Annotated in this window: 16 protein-coding genes; 3 read left to right on the top strand and 13 right to left on the bottom strand. The window is 27.7% G+C overall.

Translation table 4 applies throughout. The features are described from left to right. Window positions 1-21: 21 nt before the first annotated feature. The 5 genes from tmk to MYB_RS02550 are packed head-to-tail and all read right to left on the bottom strand — an operon-like array spanning window position 22 to window position 4,451. A complete protein-coding gene (gene tmk / locus MYB_RS02570) occupies window positions 22-639 on the bottom strand; it encodes a dTMP kinase (protein ID WP_022935133.1) in 618 nt (205 codons plus the stop codon). Continuing rightward, the gene (locus MYB_RS02565) at window positions 639-1,223 is read right to left on the bottom strand and encodes a toprim domain-containing protein (RefSeq protein ID WP_022935134.1); all 585 of its coding nucleotides are present in this window, start codon (window positions 1,221-1,223) and stop codon (window positions 639-641) included. Before MYB_RS02565 ends, tmk begins: the two co-directional genes overlap by 1 nt. A gap of 1 nt (window position 1,224) precedes the next feature. Then, on the bottom strand, window positions 1,225-1,506 hold the full coding sequence (locus MYB_RS02560) for a YbaB/EbfC family nucleoid-associated protein (protein WP_022935135.1): 282 nt from the start codon (window positions 1,504-1,506) through the stop codon (window positions 1,225-1,227). A 58-nt stretch (window positions 1,507-1,564) separates the two neighbouring features. Next, entirely contained in the window at window positions 1,565-3,601 is a 2,037-nt protein-coding gene (dnaX, locus tag MYB_RS03120) for a DNA polymerase III subunit gamma/tau (RefSeq protein ID WP_022935136.1), read from the bottom strand. Further along, a complete protein-coding gene (locus MYB_RS02550; protein ID WP_022935137.1) occupies window positions 3,588-4,451 on the bottom strand; it encodes a DegV family protein in 864 nt (287 codons plus the stop codon). Before MYB_RS02550 ends, dnaX begins: the two co-directional genes overlap by 14 nt. A 95-nt stretch (window positions 4,452-4,546) precedes the next feature. Between MYB_RS02550 and MYB_RS02545 the strand changes: the two genes are divergently transcribed. Genes MYB_RS02545 through MYB_RS02535 form a run of 3 tightly spaced genes read left to right on the top strand, consistent with a single transcriptional unit; the run spans window position 4,547 to window position 6,728 of the window. Beyond that, window positions 4,547-4,885: a hypothetical protein gene (locus tag MYB_RS02545; RefSeq protein WP_022935138.1), complete on the top strand. Its 339-nt coding sequence runs from the start codon at window positions 4,547-4,549 to the stop codon at window positions 4,883-4,885. A gap of 9 nt (window positions 4,886-4,894) precedes the next feature. Then, window positions 4,895-5,905 (top strand): lipoate--protein ligase, encoded by a 1,011-nt coding sequence (locus MYB_RS02540; RefSeq protein ID WP_022935139.1) that lies wholly within the window; start codon window positions 4,895-4,897, stop codon window positions 5,903-5,905. Continuing rightward, window positions 5,898-6,728, top strand: a complete 831-nt coding sequence (locus MYB_RS02535) for an alpha/beta fold hydrolase (RefSeq protein ID WP_022935140.1) — start codon at window positions 5,898-5,900, stop codon at window positions 6,726-6,728. Before MYB_RS02540 ends, MYB_RS02535 begins: the two co-directional genes overlap by 8 nt. Here the strand turns inward: MYB_RS02535 and MYB_RS02530 are convergent. The 8 genes from MYB_RS02530 to MYB_RS03285 all read right to left on the bottom strand — a co-directional run bounded on the left by MYB_RS02530 (window position 6,703) and on the right by MYB_RS03285 (window position 16,733). Further along, window positions 6,703-7,239 carry a DJ-1/PfpI family protein gene (locus tag MYB_RS02530; RefSeq protein ID WP_022935141.1) on the bottom strand — a complete coding sequence of 179 codons (537 nt, stop codon included), beginning with the start codon at window positions 7,237-7,239 and terminating at the stop codon, window positions 6,703-6,705. The genes MYB_RS02535 and MYB_RS02530 overlap by 26 nt on opposite strands. Beyond that, window positions 7,232-8,218, bottom strand: a complete 987-nt coding sequence (locus MYB_RS02525) for a glycosyltransferase family 2 protein (RefSeq protein WP_022935142.1) — start codon at window positions 8,216-8,218, stop codon at window positions 7,232-7,234. Before MYB_RS02525 ends, MYB_RS02530 begins: the two co-directional genes overlap by 8 nt. Beyond that, window positions 8,211-9,719 carry a phospho-sugar mutase gene (locus MYB_RS02520; protein WP_022935143.1) on the bottom strand — a complete coding sequence of 503 codons (1,509 nt, stop codon included), beginning with the start codon at window positions 9,717-9,719 and terminating at the stop codon, window positions 8,211-8,213. Before MYB_RS02520 ends, MYB_RS02525 begins: the two co-directional genes overlap by 8 nt. A 23-nt stretch (window positions 9,720-9,742) precedes the next feature. Continuing rightward, window positions 9,743-10,984: a serine--tRNA ligase gene (gene serS / locus MYB_RS02515; protein WP_025279646.1), complete on the bottom strand. Its 1,242-nt coding sequence runs from the start codon at window positions 10,982-10,984 to the stop codon at window positions 9,743-9,745. Then, window positions 10,984-12,333, bottom strand: coding sequence for a phosphopyruvate hydratase (gene eno, locus MYB_RS02510; RefSeq protein ID WP_022935145.1), 1,350 nt, complete (start codon window positions 12,331-12,333; stop codon window positions 10,984-10,986). The genes serS and eno overlap by 1 nt, the downstream gene beginning before the upstream one ends. A gap of 166 nt (window positions 12,334-12,499) precedes the next feature. Beyond that, window positions 12,500-15,022 (bottom strand): DEAD/DEAH box helicase family protein, encoded by a 2,523-nt coding sequence (locus tag MYB_RS02505; protein WP_022935146.1) that lies wholly within the window; start codon window positions 15,020-15,022, stop codon window positions 12,500-12,502. A 24-nt stretch (window positions 15,023-15,046) separates the two neighbouring features. Beyond that, window positions 15,047-16,351: a site-specific DNA-methyltransferase gene (locus MYB_RS03220; RefSeq protein ID WP_236612633.1), complete on the bottom strand. Its 1,305-nt coding sequence runs from the start codon at window positions 16,349-16,351 to the stop codon at window positions 15,047-15,049. A gap of 16 nt (window positions 16,352-16,367) precedes the next feature. After that, on the bottom strand, window positions 16,368-16,733 hold the full coding sequence (locus tag MYB_RS03285; RefSeq protein ID WP_022934718.1) for a hypothetical protein: 366 nt from the start codon (window positions 16,731-16,733) through the stop codon (window positions 16,368-16,370). Window positions 16,734-16,839: the final 106 nt, after the last annotated feature.

Genomic DNA, 16,839 nt, shown 5'->3' with positions numbered 1-16,839 from the left:
TATTCATTTTAGTAACTCTTATTATTTATGTTTTTCAAAAATTTTTATAATATCGTTTACAACACTTTGAGGATCCTTGGAAGCTTCGATACTAAAGAAATTTTCTTTAGTTTTTGCTAAATAATGATAACCATTTATGACATTGCTATAAAAAGTTTGTTGGCGTTCTTCGAAGCGATCTTTTTGATAGTTTGCTTTTGCCATTCTTTCTTGGGCTTTTTCCAAAGAAATATCAAGAAAAAAAGTCATATTAGGTTGAGTATTTTCACAAATTTTGTTGTTTAAATCAGTAACCATTTGAACATCCAAGTTATGCCCAAAACCTTGGTAAGCAATGGAAGAGTCGATATATCTATCACATAAAATAATTTTATTAGCTTTAAGTGCTGGTCAAATTAGTTTTTCAAGATGCAATCTCCTTGAAGTTACAAACAAAAGCATTTCTACATAAGGAGAAATGTTTGTTTTAGTATCAAGTAATAAAGAACGAATAGTTTCAGCTTCAGGTACTTGGTGCCCGCCCGGTTCGCGAGTTATAATAATTTCACGGTCAGGATATTTTGTCTTTAAATATTTGGCAAATAAATCAATAACTGTACTTTTGCCACTAGCATCAATTCCTTCAAAGGTTATAAACATTATTTTGAATTTTCCTTCCTATTATTAATTGCTTGTTCTAAAGTTATGCCATCCATATATTCAATACTGGCTCCAAAAGGAATTCCAGTTGCTAGTTGGCTAATTTTGTTGTTGGCAAAAGCTGGGTGTTGACTAATATGACTTGAGACAATCAACCCATTCAAAGTAGATGAAATTCCCAAAATAATTTCAGTTTTAGGACTTATCATTGCTTTGAGCTGTTCGATTTTAGGCTCAAGAAGTTCTAATTTTTTTATATTGTAATCACCTAAGACAAAATAACGACCATTATATTTGTCGGTAGCTTCAAATTTTGTTACAATCTCTGAAGTTTCAACAACTAAAACTTTGTGAGATCTATCTAAATCTATACAAATGTGGCAAGTAGAATTTTCTGATAAAAAATTGCAATGCTTGCAAAAAATCATATTTTGTTTCAAACTTAAAAGTTTAGTAACAAAATCTTCAATTTCGTTAGCAGGAATTTCAATTAAATAGTGAATAATACGTTCGGCTTGTTTTTTGCTAATTCCAGGTATTTGTTTTATTAGCAATGCTAGATTTTCAAAATCATTGCCAAACATTTTATAAACTTTCTTGTTTTGGCATTATGTTTTCGTGTTCTTCTGAGATTTTTTCAACAGCATTGTTAATAACTAGGGTGATAAAATCTTCAAGTAGTTCAACATCTTCTGGATCGACTAAATTTTTGTCAATTGTCAATTTTTTAATTTGATAATTTCCAAGCATTGTGAGTGAAACACCTTGGTGTTCAAAGTTAAATTCTTGTTTTTGAAGATTATTTTTTTTAGATTCGATTTCTTTTTGCATTTTTTGCGCTTGGCGCATTAAATTTTGAATATTCATAATATCTCCTATGAAAATTTAATTATAAAACAAAATAAATAAATTTTAATATAACCTGTTACTTACTAAAAATCATTTTTTTGATTTCGTCTTTAGTGATTTGATTTTCCTCAATAGGTTTTAAAGGTTTAGTGATATATTTTATTCCTTGTTCTTTAATTTTTTTCAATTGCTCTATAGATTCATTCATAATTTCATTTTTTATTACAAAAAAATGCATTGCATAGCCAAAAACTTTAACAATAAATTTTTTTAAATTAACATTGTTTTTTATATTTGCTAAGGCATAGTAAAATTCTGGTTTAGTTGGCGCAAATAAAAGAAATGTTTTATCAGATAATAATAAACGACTATTTTTTAAAACAATAATAATATCACTAAAATCTTCATCCAACTCATAGGTGTTTAAAGCTATTTTGTATTTTTCTTGTATTTGAGATCAATCTTGAGGAGAATTTTTAGTAAAAATTTTTCCAAGCATAATCAAATTCATTGCTTCATCTGTAGATAAATCATCTTCCATTTTTTTATATTTTTGAACGAATTCTAGATCATTATTAGTTTGTTTTGAAGTAGGTTGCTCAATTTTTTGGCTTAAATCATCCTCTTCTTGTAAGTCTTGTTCGATCTCCGATTCAATGGGATTAGCATTTTGTGTAGGCAACTCAATTTCATTTTTTTTACCAACAAACTGTTCAAAACTATTTGAAATAGGTTGAAAATCATTGCTATTTTGTTTGTTTTCATCAATTTGAAATTGCTGGTCCAAATCTAAATTTTCATTTATTCTTAACTCATCAGGCACAGTATTTTCAACCGATTTGTTGTTTACTACTAGCTCAATATCATTTTTTCAACTTGCACCACTAAACATACTAGTTTCATTTTGAACTTGATAGTTTATTTTGATTTTTTCTTCAGTTTTATCTTCAACTTTATAGCTAGGTTGAACAATTATTTTGTTTATATTTTTATAGGAACTTGGTTCTGAAGCAGGTATCTCAGAAGTTGTTTTTTCTATTGCTTTTTTAGAAATTATTTTAATTACCATAATTTCTAAAAAAGTTAATGGATTATCTTTGTAAACAAGTTCACGAATAGTTTCATAAATTACTAGCAAACATTTGTGAGCAAAATTTTTGTCAATTTGAAGTTCTCTAATTTCATCTTGACTAAAATCAGTTATCATTTCAGATGAACCATTGGATTTATAAATTAATCAACTTTTAATAAGTTCAATTAATTTATGTAAAAACAAACGAGGTTGTTTGTTTTGATTAAAAATTTCGTTTAAATCTTTTAAAGCTGAATTTAAATTTTCAGAAGCTAGATTATTAACAAAACTAATTAATTTGTTATTTGATGTAACACCAAAAAGGTTTTCAACTGTAGATTGCTGTATATTTCCATAACTATATATAGCAGATTGCTCTAAAAGTGAAATAGCATCTCGCAAACTTCCTTCACTAAGTTTGGCAATATTTTCAAGCGCTTTAATTTCGTATTTCACACCTTCATTTTTCAAAATAAAAGCAAGTCTATCAACAATTTCATGTGTTTGGGCTTTTGAAAAATTGTAGCGTTGTAATCTTGATAAAATAGTAATTGGAATTTTATGAACCTCTGTAGTTGCTAAAATAAAAATCACATGACGAGGAGGTTCCTCCAATGTTTTCAAAAAAGCATTAAAAGCACTAGTTGTTAGCATATGTGCTTCATCAAGGATGTAAATTTTAAAAGGTGAATTTTGTGGCAAAGTGCTAATATTATCAATTAGTTCTCTAATTTCCTTTACACCATTGTTAGAAGCAGCATCCATTTCAATAATGTCTAATGAATTATTGACATTATTGATGCAAAAATCACAAGGCATAAATACATCACGTTTATGTTGGCAATTTAATGTGTTTGCAAAAATTTTTGCTAGCGATGTTTTACCGGTTCCACGTGGTCCTGCAAATAAAAAAGCATGAAAATATTGTTGACCTTTAACAATATTTTTAAGACTTTGAACAATATATTGTTGTCCAACAACATCAGAAAAAATTTGTGGACGGTATTTACGATATCAAGCTAAGTAATTATTTGTTTTCATAAATTTTTAGCAACTCAACTTCCACTTGTTTGTCACATTTCACAAACCCTATAGCCACTCCTTGAAGTCCTAGGTGAATATTGACAACATTTGGTAAAATGTCAACAAAAATTTTCTTGTTTGTGTGTTTTTGTAACTCACTAACTATTGAATCAATATTTGAATTATATGAGTGAAGTACAACAGGTAAATATTCATCATCTTTGAAAGATTCTGCTAATTCACCGAAATGTTTGACAAGAGTTTTTTCAAAATTACGACCAGTACCTTCTTTTTCCAATTTTCCTTTTTCTAGTTTAATAACAGGGTAAATTTTAAAAAGTCTGGCAACTGCTGCAGCAGCTGGAGAGAGTCGCCCAGATTTTACAATAGATTCTGTTGAATATGGAACAACAAGAATTCTGCCTTCATATTCAAAATTCATTTGAGCAAAAGATTGCTCAAAATCCATACCATCTTTTAAGTTCCTTTCAAATCTTAAAAGATCCATAATAATTAATCAAGTAATTTTAGTTGAATCTACAACGTATAAATTGTCAATTTTTAATTCTTTTAAGTAATTTGCTTGCGAAGACAGCCCACTGCTAATTGGAAACACTACAACTTTATCATATTTTTCTGATAAATTTTGTAATTGTTCTTGCATCAAACCATAAGGAGTTGTACCTGTCTTTAAATTATTGTTTGGGTCTTCTAAAGCAGTTTTTAACTCAAATGGTGTAATGTCTGTTCCATCAAGTCTTTGTGTTCCATTTAAATCAATACTTAAAGGTAAGAAAAATCAACCTTTTCCTTCAACTTGTTTCGGTGTTAATCCAGTTGAAGAATCGACAACAATAGCAATTTTCATAGTTTAAAAATTATAATAGAATATTAAAGTTTTAGATTTGAAATTTTAGTTTTTATTTTTGCTTATTTGATAAATAGTAATAAAATTATAGCATTATGAATTTTACGAATTTTTTACCAAATGATAAGTTACAAAAAATAACTAGCAAAGAACTTAATCTATCTTTTGATTTTCAGGTTGAAAGTTATGGTTATCGAATTTTAAAAATCAAACTAAATGGAATGCTAAGAAAATTAGATTTTAATGACAAATTTTTTGGTTGATTTATGGAAGATTTAATTTATTTTTTAGATAAAAATAGATATGCTCGTCGTTGAGATTATGAACAAATTTATATTTACAATATTGATAGTTTAAAACTTGGCAAAAATCAACAAAGCTTTGAAAATCAATTTAAATCTATTTCAAATTTTGATTTACTTGTTGGAAAATAAAGGATAAATATGAAAATTTATTATTGCAAAAATACTAGTCCATACACAACTTTAGTATTGGAAGAAATGCTATTAAAAGATGAAAATGTCAATGAAGATATTTTATATTTCTATCAGCATGACAATGCTATTATTATTGGTAGAAATCAAAATATTTATGAAGAAGTCAAAGTTGATGTAGTAGAAAAAGAAAATATTGAAGTTTATCGCCGTTTATCTGGTGGAGGAGCTGTTTATCATGATCTTGGAAACATCAATTTTTCTTTTATTACTAAAAAATCTGGTCATAGTTATGAGAAATTTTTGACACCAATTATTGAGTTTTTTCAATCTCTTGGTTTAGAAGCTGAATTCAAGGGTCGTAATGATGTTTTAGTTAATGGGGCAAAAGTTTCAGGAAATGCGCAAGCTGTTTATAAAAGTAAAATGGTTCATCATGGAACCATTTTGTTTGATGCTAATTTAGCTAAATTATCCGAGGTTTTAATTCCATCTAAACTCAAAATTGAATCAAAAGGGATTAAATCAATTCGCCAAAGAGTAACTAATATTTTAGATGAATTAAATTTTGAACTTTCTCATGATGAATTTATCAAAAGATTAATTGATTTTTTTGAAAACAAGTATGAAAATAAAGCTATTTTGGTAGAAACTATTTTAGAATCACCAGAAAAAAAAGAAATTTTTGACAAATTATCAAACTTTCGCAAGTCTAAAGAATGAGTTTTTGGCCACAATCCTATGTTTAAATATGAAAACAAGGTTAAAACAAGCGGTGGGATTGTTCAAGTTAAAGCCAACATTGAGCAAAACACTATAAAATCCATTAAGTTTGAAGGAGACTTTTTGTCTCAAGGTGATGCTCAGGAAATTAGTTCTTTGTTAGTTGGTAAACCTTTTGAACGTCCAGAAATTGAAAAAATATTCAATAGTATTGAAAATTTTGAAGAATACTTTGGTAGTATTCCTCAATCTGAATTATTAGATGTAATTTTTGGAGTTGTAAGTAATAATGTTTAAACGCGGCACCACAATCATAAATGAAGAAGAAATTTTTTACATTTTTGAAGATACAGGCAAACCAAAAGTTCTATTTTTGCATGGGTTTAATTCAGCACACTCTTTTGTTTTTCAATTAGAAAAGCTTGAAAATCGTGATTATGACATAGTTGCTTTTGATTTTCCAGGTTGTGGAAAATCAAGTGCTAATAAAAATGTTGATATTACTTATTATCAACAAATTAGTGCAAAATTTGTTGAACTTTTTAATCTTAAAGGTAGTTTAGTGGTTGCTCATTCACTTGGTGCCGCTAGTGCGCTATATTTACTTGATCAAAAATTAGTAAAATATGCACTTTTGGGTGGCCCATTAAATCCTTTTACCGTTGATGATGTTTTAAAAACTAGAGCTAACACTTTAAAACATTGGTTGCTTCCAAAAACTCTCAAAGATGCTATAGAAAGTTCTAAAAATTTAGTTTTTGGCAATAAAAACAATTACAAAGATCAACTTAAAAAAATAGGATCTATGTTTTTAAAATTAACCCAAATAAAATATAAATTATTTTCTTTTATGGTCAACAAACAAATTTTAAATTCTAAATGACTAAAAGAAAATTTAGAACCATTATATGCAAATAATAAAAATTATGAAATTATTTCAGGTCGCCAAGACCTATTTGTTCCTCTAGAAACATTAGAGCAAGTACAAAATAAGTATCATATTTCTTTAAGTATTCTAGAAGAATGTGGACATGCATTATTTTTTGAACAATCTGAAAAAATTAATGAAAAAATTAATGAATTAGTTGCAAAAATTATGCCTGATGCTGGTTTAAAATAAGTTGAGCTTTTTCCTTGGAGTCAAGGTGCTCAATTACTAAAATAGCTAATTCTGTAGCGCTATCTGCATTTCTGGCACTAAAATAATTCCCAGTTTTGCAAACTTTATCTTCCACTCTGTTTTGATAATTTTGTGAATTTTCAATTGGATAAGAACTAAATTTCAGATTTTTAGCAATATTTTGTTCATAAAGAGCATTTGGGGCATCACAAATTGCAAAAACATATTTATTGTTTTCAAAAAAATCATTTATTAAATTTAAAGTTTTTTGATCTGTTCTAAGTGATTGAACAGCTTTGCCTCCTGGAACAAAAACAGCGTCAAAATCACTTGATTGTCAATGATTTTGAGCTTCAATTTTTACAATACCAAATTGTCCAGAAACTGCTTTATTTTTAGGATTGTAAAAACTAATTTGATTAAATATTTGAGCTTTTTTTACAAGTGACAAAAAGGTTGTTAGCTCAATATCTTGAAAATCATCAAGTAAAATAACTAATAATTTATTCATAATATTCTCCTGTAAAAATTAGTTGTTTAATTTTGAAGTAATTTTTAATAGCTGAGTTAAACATCAATGTTGTTCTATTGCTATACTTAGCCATTTTGCTTTCAAAGTTATTTTTTTGAAAAAATTTGTATAAATTCTTTAAAATTGGTTCACATTTTTCAAAATTTTTAATAATAAATTTTGCATTCAAACCAAAAAACAAGTGTACTAAAATATTTTTGAAAAAAAATTTTTCAACAACCTGATTTCAGGTTTGAGTTAAATTATTTGTTTTAATTAAAGTGTGCAAATAATTTAAATTTGCATAAATACCTTCCAACCTACTAAGACTTGGTTTTTTAGATAAACCTTTTAAATTTAAATCATATTTATATGTTTTATTTGAAATGTAATGAGTTTTGGCAGCCATCATCATTGTGACAAAACTAATGGGTATGTCTTCAAAAATGTGGCCTTCAATAAATCTAAATCCTTTGTCTAAAAACCATTGTTTTTGAAACACTTTGTTTCAAATAAAAGGTGAATTATCAGCCGCAAAATTGATTGGTGATTTTCAACTACTGTTATTTCATTTTAATTTTGATAAAAAATTAATGATAGGTATTCTATAAAAAATTAAAGAATATCGAGCATAAATAATTTCAAAATCTTGTTGTTTTACAACCGCATTAAAGAGTTTTATAGCATTTTTTGAAATTAAATCATCAGGATCCATAAAGTAAAAATATTCACTAGAGCATTGACTAATTAAAGTGTTTCTTGCATTAGATAGGCCTTGATTTTTTTCTAAAAATATTGCCTTATAATTTGCTTTGTCTTGAATAAATTTTGCAATCATGCTAGCTGATTGATCAGAAGAGCCATCATCTAAAAATAAAACATTAAAGTTAGAATCATTTTGCTTGCTTAAGTTTTTAAATAAACGAGGCAAAAAATCTCGCTTGTTATAGCAAGGTATTAAAATAGTAATTTTATTCATTTTTAAAAATAGATTTTACCTTAGTTAAAATTGATTGATTAATTATTTTGGACTGATTTTTGTCGACATCGATACTAAAAACATAAATTTTTAGTTTTGGTTCAGTTCCAGAAGGTCTCATGGCTACTCATGAGTTGTTTTCAAATATTATTTTAATCATATTTTCAGGATGAATGTCTTCAAATCCTAAACGATAATCAATGATTTGAGCAATAGGGTAGTCAAATTTTAGTTTACTAAATTGTTCTAAATATTCATTTAGATGACTAAATTGCTCATCATTGAATGTTAGTGAGTGGACAACAGATGTTGGAAATCCATATTTTTCATAAATTTTTTCCAATTGTTCAACTAGTGATATTGGTTTTTCTGAAAACATTTTTCAGAAAAAAACAATTATTTGTAGAGCATCTTTATCAAGTGAAAGTTGTGGAAAAATCATTGAACCATAACTTTCTTCAAAAGCAAAACTAGTACTGCTTGGTTTGCTTAAAATTTTATTAGCAACTCATTTAAAACCTGTTGGAATAATTTCAGTTTGACAGCCTATGCTTTTTGCAATTAATGTCGGTAGTGACGAGGACACAAAAGATGTTATTAATTGAGAGTTATTGTTTAGATAATTTTGCTTAATTAAAAAATCAACAATTAAAGTAGCCATTTCATTGCCATTAAAATAATAAAATTGATTCCCTATTTTTTCAACAATACCCAATCTGTCAGAGTCAGGGTCACTAACAAAACCATATTGCAAGTTTTCCTCTTCCATTTGTTTTCGCATCAGTTCAAAAGCTTTTTTGTCTTCAGGATTTGGTGATGAAGCAAAATGAAATTTAGTAGATTTTGCCATTTGTTTTTCAACAAACATTAAATTTAGCTTAATTTTTTGAGCAATTTTTTTTACAACTTGTCCACCTGTGCCATGCAAAGGTGAGTAAATATAGTTTTGACTTTGGCTTGATTTAAATGGAATTAACTCTAAAAGTTGATTTATGTAATTGTCAATTAAATAATCAACTTTAACAATTTTTCTAGAAAAAGCCAAGGCTTTGCTACTAATGTTTTTAGTAGTAAATTTTTGATAATTTTCAAAAAAATTAGTAATTTTGGCAATTTGGTCAGGAAGGATTTGAAAACCTAATTTATTGTATATTTTAATACCATTATATTCAGCAGGATTATGTGATGCTGTAATCATAATACCGCCATAAGCTTTTAATTGCTTGATAGCAAAAGAAACAATTGGAGTTGGGCAAATGTCTTTAAAAATAAAGACTTTTATACCAAAATTAGCCAAAATTCGAGCAGAAATATTTGCAAATTGCAAAGATTTTTGGCGATTGTCTCTAGCAATAACAATTCCCTGTTGTCGAACATCAGGGAATTGTTTTAATAAATATTTAGCATAACCAAAAACTACACGCTTAACATGGTTTTCATTGAGTTGGTTGGGCAAATGTCCTAGTACACCCCTGATACCGGCAGTTCCAAATTCTAACATTTGCACTCCTTTATTAAATTTGATTAATTAAAATATGGCTTTAATGCTTTAGGAATTATAAATTCACCATTTTGTTGGTATTGTTCTAGTAAAATTGCAATAATTCTATCAATTGCAAGTCCTGAACCATTGATTGTGCGAGCAAATTGAATTTTTTGATTTTCATCTCGATAACGAATTTTAGCTCTTTGGGCTTGAAAATCACCACAAAAACTTACAGATGATACTTCGCGATATTTATTTTCAGAAGGCATTCAAGCTTCCAAATCAATGGTTTTTTGTGATGAAAAACCCATATCACCAGTGCATAAAACAATTTGGCGATAAGGAATTTCTAATAATTCTAAAATATAACTAGCATCTTCAACAGTTTTTTCAAACTCTTGAATACCATCTTTTTGATTTGTGAATTTCACAAGTTCCACTTTGTGAAATTCATGCATTCTAATGATACCTCTAGTATCTTTTCCAGCACTTCCAGCTTCTGAACGATATGATTTGCTATAACCTACAAAAGACTGTGGTTTTGCAAGATCAATAATTTCATCTTGATAATAGTTGGTGATTGGAACTTCAGCTGTTGGTACTAGCCATAAATCTCTACCTTTAATTTTATAGAGATCTTCTTCAAATTTAGGCAATTGACCTGTGCCATAAAGTGATTGACTATGTACTAAAGTGTTAGTTAAAATTTCTTGGTAACCACGGCTTGTATGAGTATCTAACATCAAATTCATTAAAGCTCTAACTAATTTGGCTACTAGTGTTTTATAAATTACAAAACGTTGACCTGAAATTTTGACAGCACGATGAAAATCTAGATAATCTTTTTCAATCCCAAAATCATAGTGGGCTTTACCTTCAAAAATAGACTTTGGTGTACCCCAAGTTTTTATAACAATATTATCATTTTCATCTTTGCCAATTGGAACATCATCTTGTGGGATGTTAGGAATTGCAAGTAATTGGTGATTTAGTTGTTCTTCTAAGACTGTAAACTTAGATTTAATTTCTTCAAGTTTTTTGTTTATTTGAACAACTTGAGCTTTTTTTTCTTCAACATTTTCGCCATTTCTAATAGCTAAAGAAATTTCAGCAGTTGCTTGATTTCTTTGAGCTTGTAGGTCAACAATTGATGCTTCTAATTGATTTTTTTCAACTGCTAAGTTGTAAACATCATCAATTTGAGAAACATCAAAATTACGAGTTTTTAATTTATTTTTAATTAAATCTTTATTTTTAATTAAAAAACGAGCATTCATAATTATTTGTTTTTAATGTTGTAAAAAGCTTTGTGACCTGGGTATGAAGAATGTGATGAAATTCTTTCTTCAATTAATAATAAACGATTATATTTTGCAATTCTGTCTGTTCTAGAAAGTGAACCGGTTTTGATTTGTCCAGCATTAAGAGCAACTGCTAGGTCAGCAATTGTGCTATCTTCAGACTCACCTGAACGGTGTGAAACAACTGCAGTAAATCCTGCTTTTTGAGCAAGTTGAATAGTATCAATAGTTTCACTAACAGTTCCGATTTGATTTAATTTAATTAGAATTGAGTTGATAGCTTTTTTGTCTATAGCTTCTTGTAAAATTTTGGCATTAGTTACTGTTAAATCATCACCAACAATTTGATGTGTTTTTCCAAAACGTTCTGTAAATTTAATAAATCCTGCCCAATCACCTTCTGCAAACCCATCTTCAACAGAAATAATTGGGTATTTTGCAAATAGTGTTCCATAGTAGTCTAATAGTTCTTCACTAGTGAAGTCATATTTAATATCTGCTTTTGGATTATTTGCATGTGCTTGTTTGAGTTTTTTAAAAGTATAAACACCATCTTTGTATAGCTCACTTGCAGCACAATCTAGGGCAATTGCTACAGCATTTGCTCCAGAAGTTGCAGGGTTAAATCCAGCTTTTTTAATTGCTTCTACTAAAAAATCAAGAGCTTCTTCATGTGAGTTTAAGTTTGGTGCAAATCCACCTTCATCTCCAACTTGAGTTCCATGACCAGCTTGCTTTAATAGTTTAGCCAATGTGTGAAAAATTTTGTTTGCAGTTTGTAGCGCCTCTTTGAAAGTTTTCGCACCTAAAGGCATAACCATAAATTCTTGAAAATCAAGGGTATTTGAAGCATGTTCTCCACCATTGATAACATTTAACATAGGAACTGGCAATTGATTAGGATTTGTTCCACCAATGTAACGATATAGAGGAATATTGAGTTCATCAGCTGCAGCTCTTAGAATAGCTAGAGAAACACCTAAAATAGCATTTGCACCTAATTTTGATTTATTTGGAGTACCATCTAAATCAATCATTGCTTTGTCAAGTCCTCTTTGATTGAAGACACAACTTCCAACAATTCCAGGAGCAATAATTTTATTAACATTATCAACAGCAGTTTGAACACCTTTGCCACCAAATCAGTTCTCTTCATATTGGCTATCTTGATCACGTAATTCTAAAGCTTCACGTGATCCAGTTGATGCACCTGATGGAACAATAGCTGAACCAAAAGCACCTTTTTCAGTATGAACTTCAACTTGAATGGTTGGGTTACCACGTGAATCTAAAACTTCACGAGCATGTAATTTAATAATTTTTGACATAATAACCTCTCTAATATTTATTAATTCTTCTATATTTTACTAGTATTTTATTAGTTTTTTGAATTTATATAGTGAAATAAAACTTTTTTGAAACTTTTTGTTCTATTTTTCCACAATTTAAATTGAATTTAGTCAATAATTCATTTGTAGAAGCCAATCTTTTATTTTATTCTTGTTCCAAAATATCTTTTAGTGTTAATGAGTAAGTGGATTTAATTTTGTCATGAATTTTGGTGTTTTTATTATTTGTTTCAGATAATTTTTCATTTAGTTGTTCAAGTGAACTAAAACCTGCATAATAAATAGTATTTGCATCTTTAACTAAAACTAAAATTAAAGAGAATTTAACATCAAGAGCTGTGTCTGGATTTTGTTTATCTTTGTTGAATATTTTAATATATTCTTCGTATGCTTTGTGTATTTGTTCAGTTTTATTGTCATCAATATCATTATTATATTTTTTAACTTCAAAGTAGATAAGGTGATTATTTTTTTTAATCATGAAGTCAGGATATGAATAGGAAATTTTTTGATCATTATTAATATAATTAAATCCAATTCCATTATAGACAGGATTTTTTGATCATAATTTTATGTTATCTTGACTTTCATCGTTGCTTTTTTCTTCTTCATTTTCCTTGCCATTTTTCTTAATTTTGTCTTTTTTTGTGTAATTTAAAATTTCATTTACAAAGATTTTTTCTGGCTCAGAATCAAGTGGAAAATCTTTGATGTTTTCATTATTGATTTTATATGCAAAAATGTCATTGGTTTCTTTAATAACATTTTTTGTATCTTCATCTTCAAATAAAACAAATTGCTTTGGAAGTTGTTGAACTTTTTTAACTTTATATTCAATATTTGTCTTATCAACTTCATTTTTGGTTTTGCTATACATACTTTTAAATTCTTTTGCAAAATTTTCATAAATAATGTATCAAAAAAATTGAGATTGTTGCTTACTAATATCTAATTTTTGAGGATTTTCAGAACCTTGAAACTGATTAAAATCAATGTTTTTGTTACAAAAATCTAGTAAATCATCTAAATATTTTTGTACATTAACTGTAAAAAATTTTTTGTGTCTATTAATGTTTGCGATATTTCATTTTTCTAGTTCAAAAATATTGTAAATTTTTGAACTATTTGCAATTCAAGTACTATCTCCATGACTTTCTTGCTCGGAAGCAATATAACCTTTTTCAAAATATTCTTCTATTATTATTTTGTACAGTTTACTATTAAAGTATTTTTGAATTTTGTCTTTATCTCATTCAGATTTATTGTCGGATTGGTTAAATGCATCACTTAAAAGTGAAAATAATTTATCTTCATAATGCTCAATAAAATCTTCATTTAATTTTTGAACAGTATCTTTATCAATTTCACCGATTAAAAAATATTGATCCATGTATTTATCTTGAAGAGTTGCAATTCGAATATTTTTTAATTTTCTATCATCAGTATTACTATAAATGAAATATTCATTTGCAACAGATTCTTTATCAAAATCAAAATTAGGATTTGGATTTCTTTTGATTCGCCCTATTGTTTGAATACTTAAGTTGCTAGAAGACACATTTCTTAGTTGAACTAACATACAAGCTCTTGGAATATTTCATCCTGTGGCAGGTCCGATTTTAAAAATAATTACATCACAAGGTGAGTTTTCTTTAGAAATATCTTGTAAGTTTCAATTTTCTTTTTGTCTTAAATTTGTATTTTTATTATTACTATCAAAATATTTAACTCAAGTAAGATTATGTTTTTCTAAAATACTAATAATTTTATCTATATTTTTATTAAATTCTTCTTCATTGTTAGAAGATTTGTTGTCAACTTGAATCAACATTGCTGGATTAATGCCCACAAGACCCGGTTCATTTTCACTATCGTTGTATTTTGATTTAATTTTTTTAAATTCTTCACAAGCAATATTTAAAATTTCATCACTATCATATTGTTGTCCTTGTTGGAGTCCTTTATTGAATTGTCTTGTAGGCTTGATTAATTTAATATTGTCATTAATTAAATCTTTTTCCTTAATTTCAACCAATTGATATATTGAATCAGTTGGTGGAGTAGCAGTCATTTTTAAAATAAAATTAGCTGAATTTTGCAATCCTTGCTCAAAGTTGCTTAATTTAGATTTACTATTAACTTTTTGTTCTGCTCCAATGTGTGCTTCATCTCTAATATAAATCAATGTGTAGTTATTTCTTTTTAATTCATTTAAAAAGATTTCAAGAGAACCTTGAGCATCTAAAATAGTGTTGGTCCGAAAAGTTGCACCACCCATAATTCAAACAGAATTGGGTTCTGCCTGAAATTCATAGTTTTTTTCAGAAAAAACATTACTATTTGAAGGACTTTCAATTCTATTGATTTCAATGTTTTTATTATCTATAAAATCTCTATATTTTTTAAAACTTTGTTCCATTTGTTTTGGCAACTCTGCACTAGAGAGTGTTACAATAACAAAAACAAGGTTTAAGTTAAAACCTTTACTTTCATTTAAATTAATTAATTTGTCTATAAAATTAAGCATCATAAAGGTTTTACCAGAACCAGTTGGTGCTTTAAAATAAACACTTTTATTGATATTATCATCACTTTGTTTTGATAATATTTGTTCCGCTTTTTCTAGTAAATTTCCGATTGCTTTATTTTGAATTTTGGATAATTCCATAATTCTCCTTATTAGAAATTAAATTTAATTTTGTTCATCTGCTTTTTGTGGCTTGAGTGCCAGCAATGAATCTAGTAATAATTTGTAGTTATTTTGTTTTGTGTTTTCAAGATTAATATCAAAATCTTTAAAAAGTTTTTTGAGTTTATCAATTAACTCATTTAATGTTGTTTGATCTTGCGTTAATGAAACATCAAAATAATTAATGTTATATACATTTAAATTTGATTTATATGACTCATTTTTGTTTGCCCAGTCAAAAGTTTCACCTTTTGTACCTTCACCTTTGTTGATTCTAAAGAGTCTTTCATAGGTTATTTTTGTTCCAATATTGTTTTGGTTGTTAGTAACAAGTGTAAAGCTTCGATTCCCACCATCTTGTCTATTGAGTTCTAAAACTGCGTGTCCAGTTGTTCCAGAACCTGCGAAAAAGTCGAGTACTCTTGCATTTTGGTTTGGGCGCATAGATAAAAGATGTGTTAATAAATTTGTAGGTTTTGGGTGGTCAAAAACTTTGAATCCAGAAAAAATATCTTTTAACACATTAGTTCCTTGTGGACCTTGTTTATCAGCATCTATAATTAAGTTAGTAAATTTTTCTTTTCTTTCTATTTTTTGGTTTGAATTATCAACAAATTGGTATTGTTTGGTAAAAATTTTATTATTTTCAAAAATAACAAAACCATCTTCAATTCCTTTTATTAATTTGTCGTAACTCCATCTTCATCGTCAATCTTTTTCGGCATGTTTACCTTGGTGTCGCATTTTTCAATTTTGTTCACTACCACCGGGATAATAAGTTTTACCTTGATATTCAAATTTATAGTCCATTCCTTTGGATCATGTTAGTGAAGCTCTATCTAATTGATTTGTTTTATATTTTCCCCTGGTGCTAACATATTCATCTTCATATTTATAATCCAAAGACTTTTCCACATCTTTGCTAATTTCACTTAAATCTAATTTATTAATATTATTTGCATAGAGTAAGATATATTCAGTAATAACTTTTAAATGTTTACTATCTTGTCCACTTCCAAGGTTTTTCTTTTGTCAAACTATATTTGCAACAAAATTCTCTTCACCAAAAATCTCATCCATCAAAATTTTTAAATAAGCTTGTTGTGAATCATCAATGGAAACAAAGATCATTCCATCATCTTTTAAAAGTTTTTTTGCAAGTTTGAGTCGTTCATTCATTAAATTGAGTCAACCATTGCGTGAAAATTTATCACGATAAATAAATTTTTTGGACTCAATATTTTCTTTGTCATTGGCAACAGAGTTACCATCATTATGTGTTGCTTCAGTGTTGTAAGGAGGATCAATATAAATAATGTCGTATTTAGATTCTAAATCCGATCTCTCTCTCTCTCTCTCTCTCTCTCTCTCTCTCTATGAGTAGAAGATTTTTGAGAGCATCATAGTTTTCACCAATAATTAAATTATTAGAATTTGAAATATTTTCATCAAATTGGAAACTCAAATTCTCATTTTTTTCCAAAATTGTAATAGTTTTTGAATCAACTTCAGGTGCTATATCAAATCGATAACCATTTTTTACTCTTTGAGCTACAAATTGATAAATGTATTCAAGTTTTTTATCATCAAATTTTTCCAAAATTTCTTTGGCCAAATCTTTTTGATCCTGATTAAATTCTTTTGATGAAATTTCATCAATTAGTTTTTTGTATTCATCTAATAATTTCATATTAATCCTCTTTTAAATATAAATATTAATGTTGTTAATTTTACTATAAAAAAATTAATAATTTTTCATATAATTTTTAGTTGCAAATTTTAAATTTTAATCAAAA

It is taken from the genome of Mesomycoplasma bovoculi M165/69 (assembly GCF_000524555.1).
In the GTDB taxonomy this organism is placed as follows: Bacteria; Bacillota_I; Bacilli_A; order Mycoplasmatales; family Metamycoplasmataceae; genus Mesomycoplasma; species Mesomycoplasma bovoculi.
This window is presented reverse-complemented; position numbering and strand designations above follow the sequence as displayed.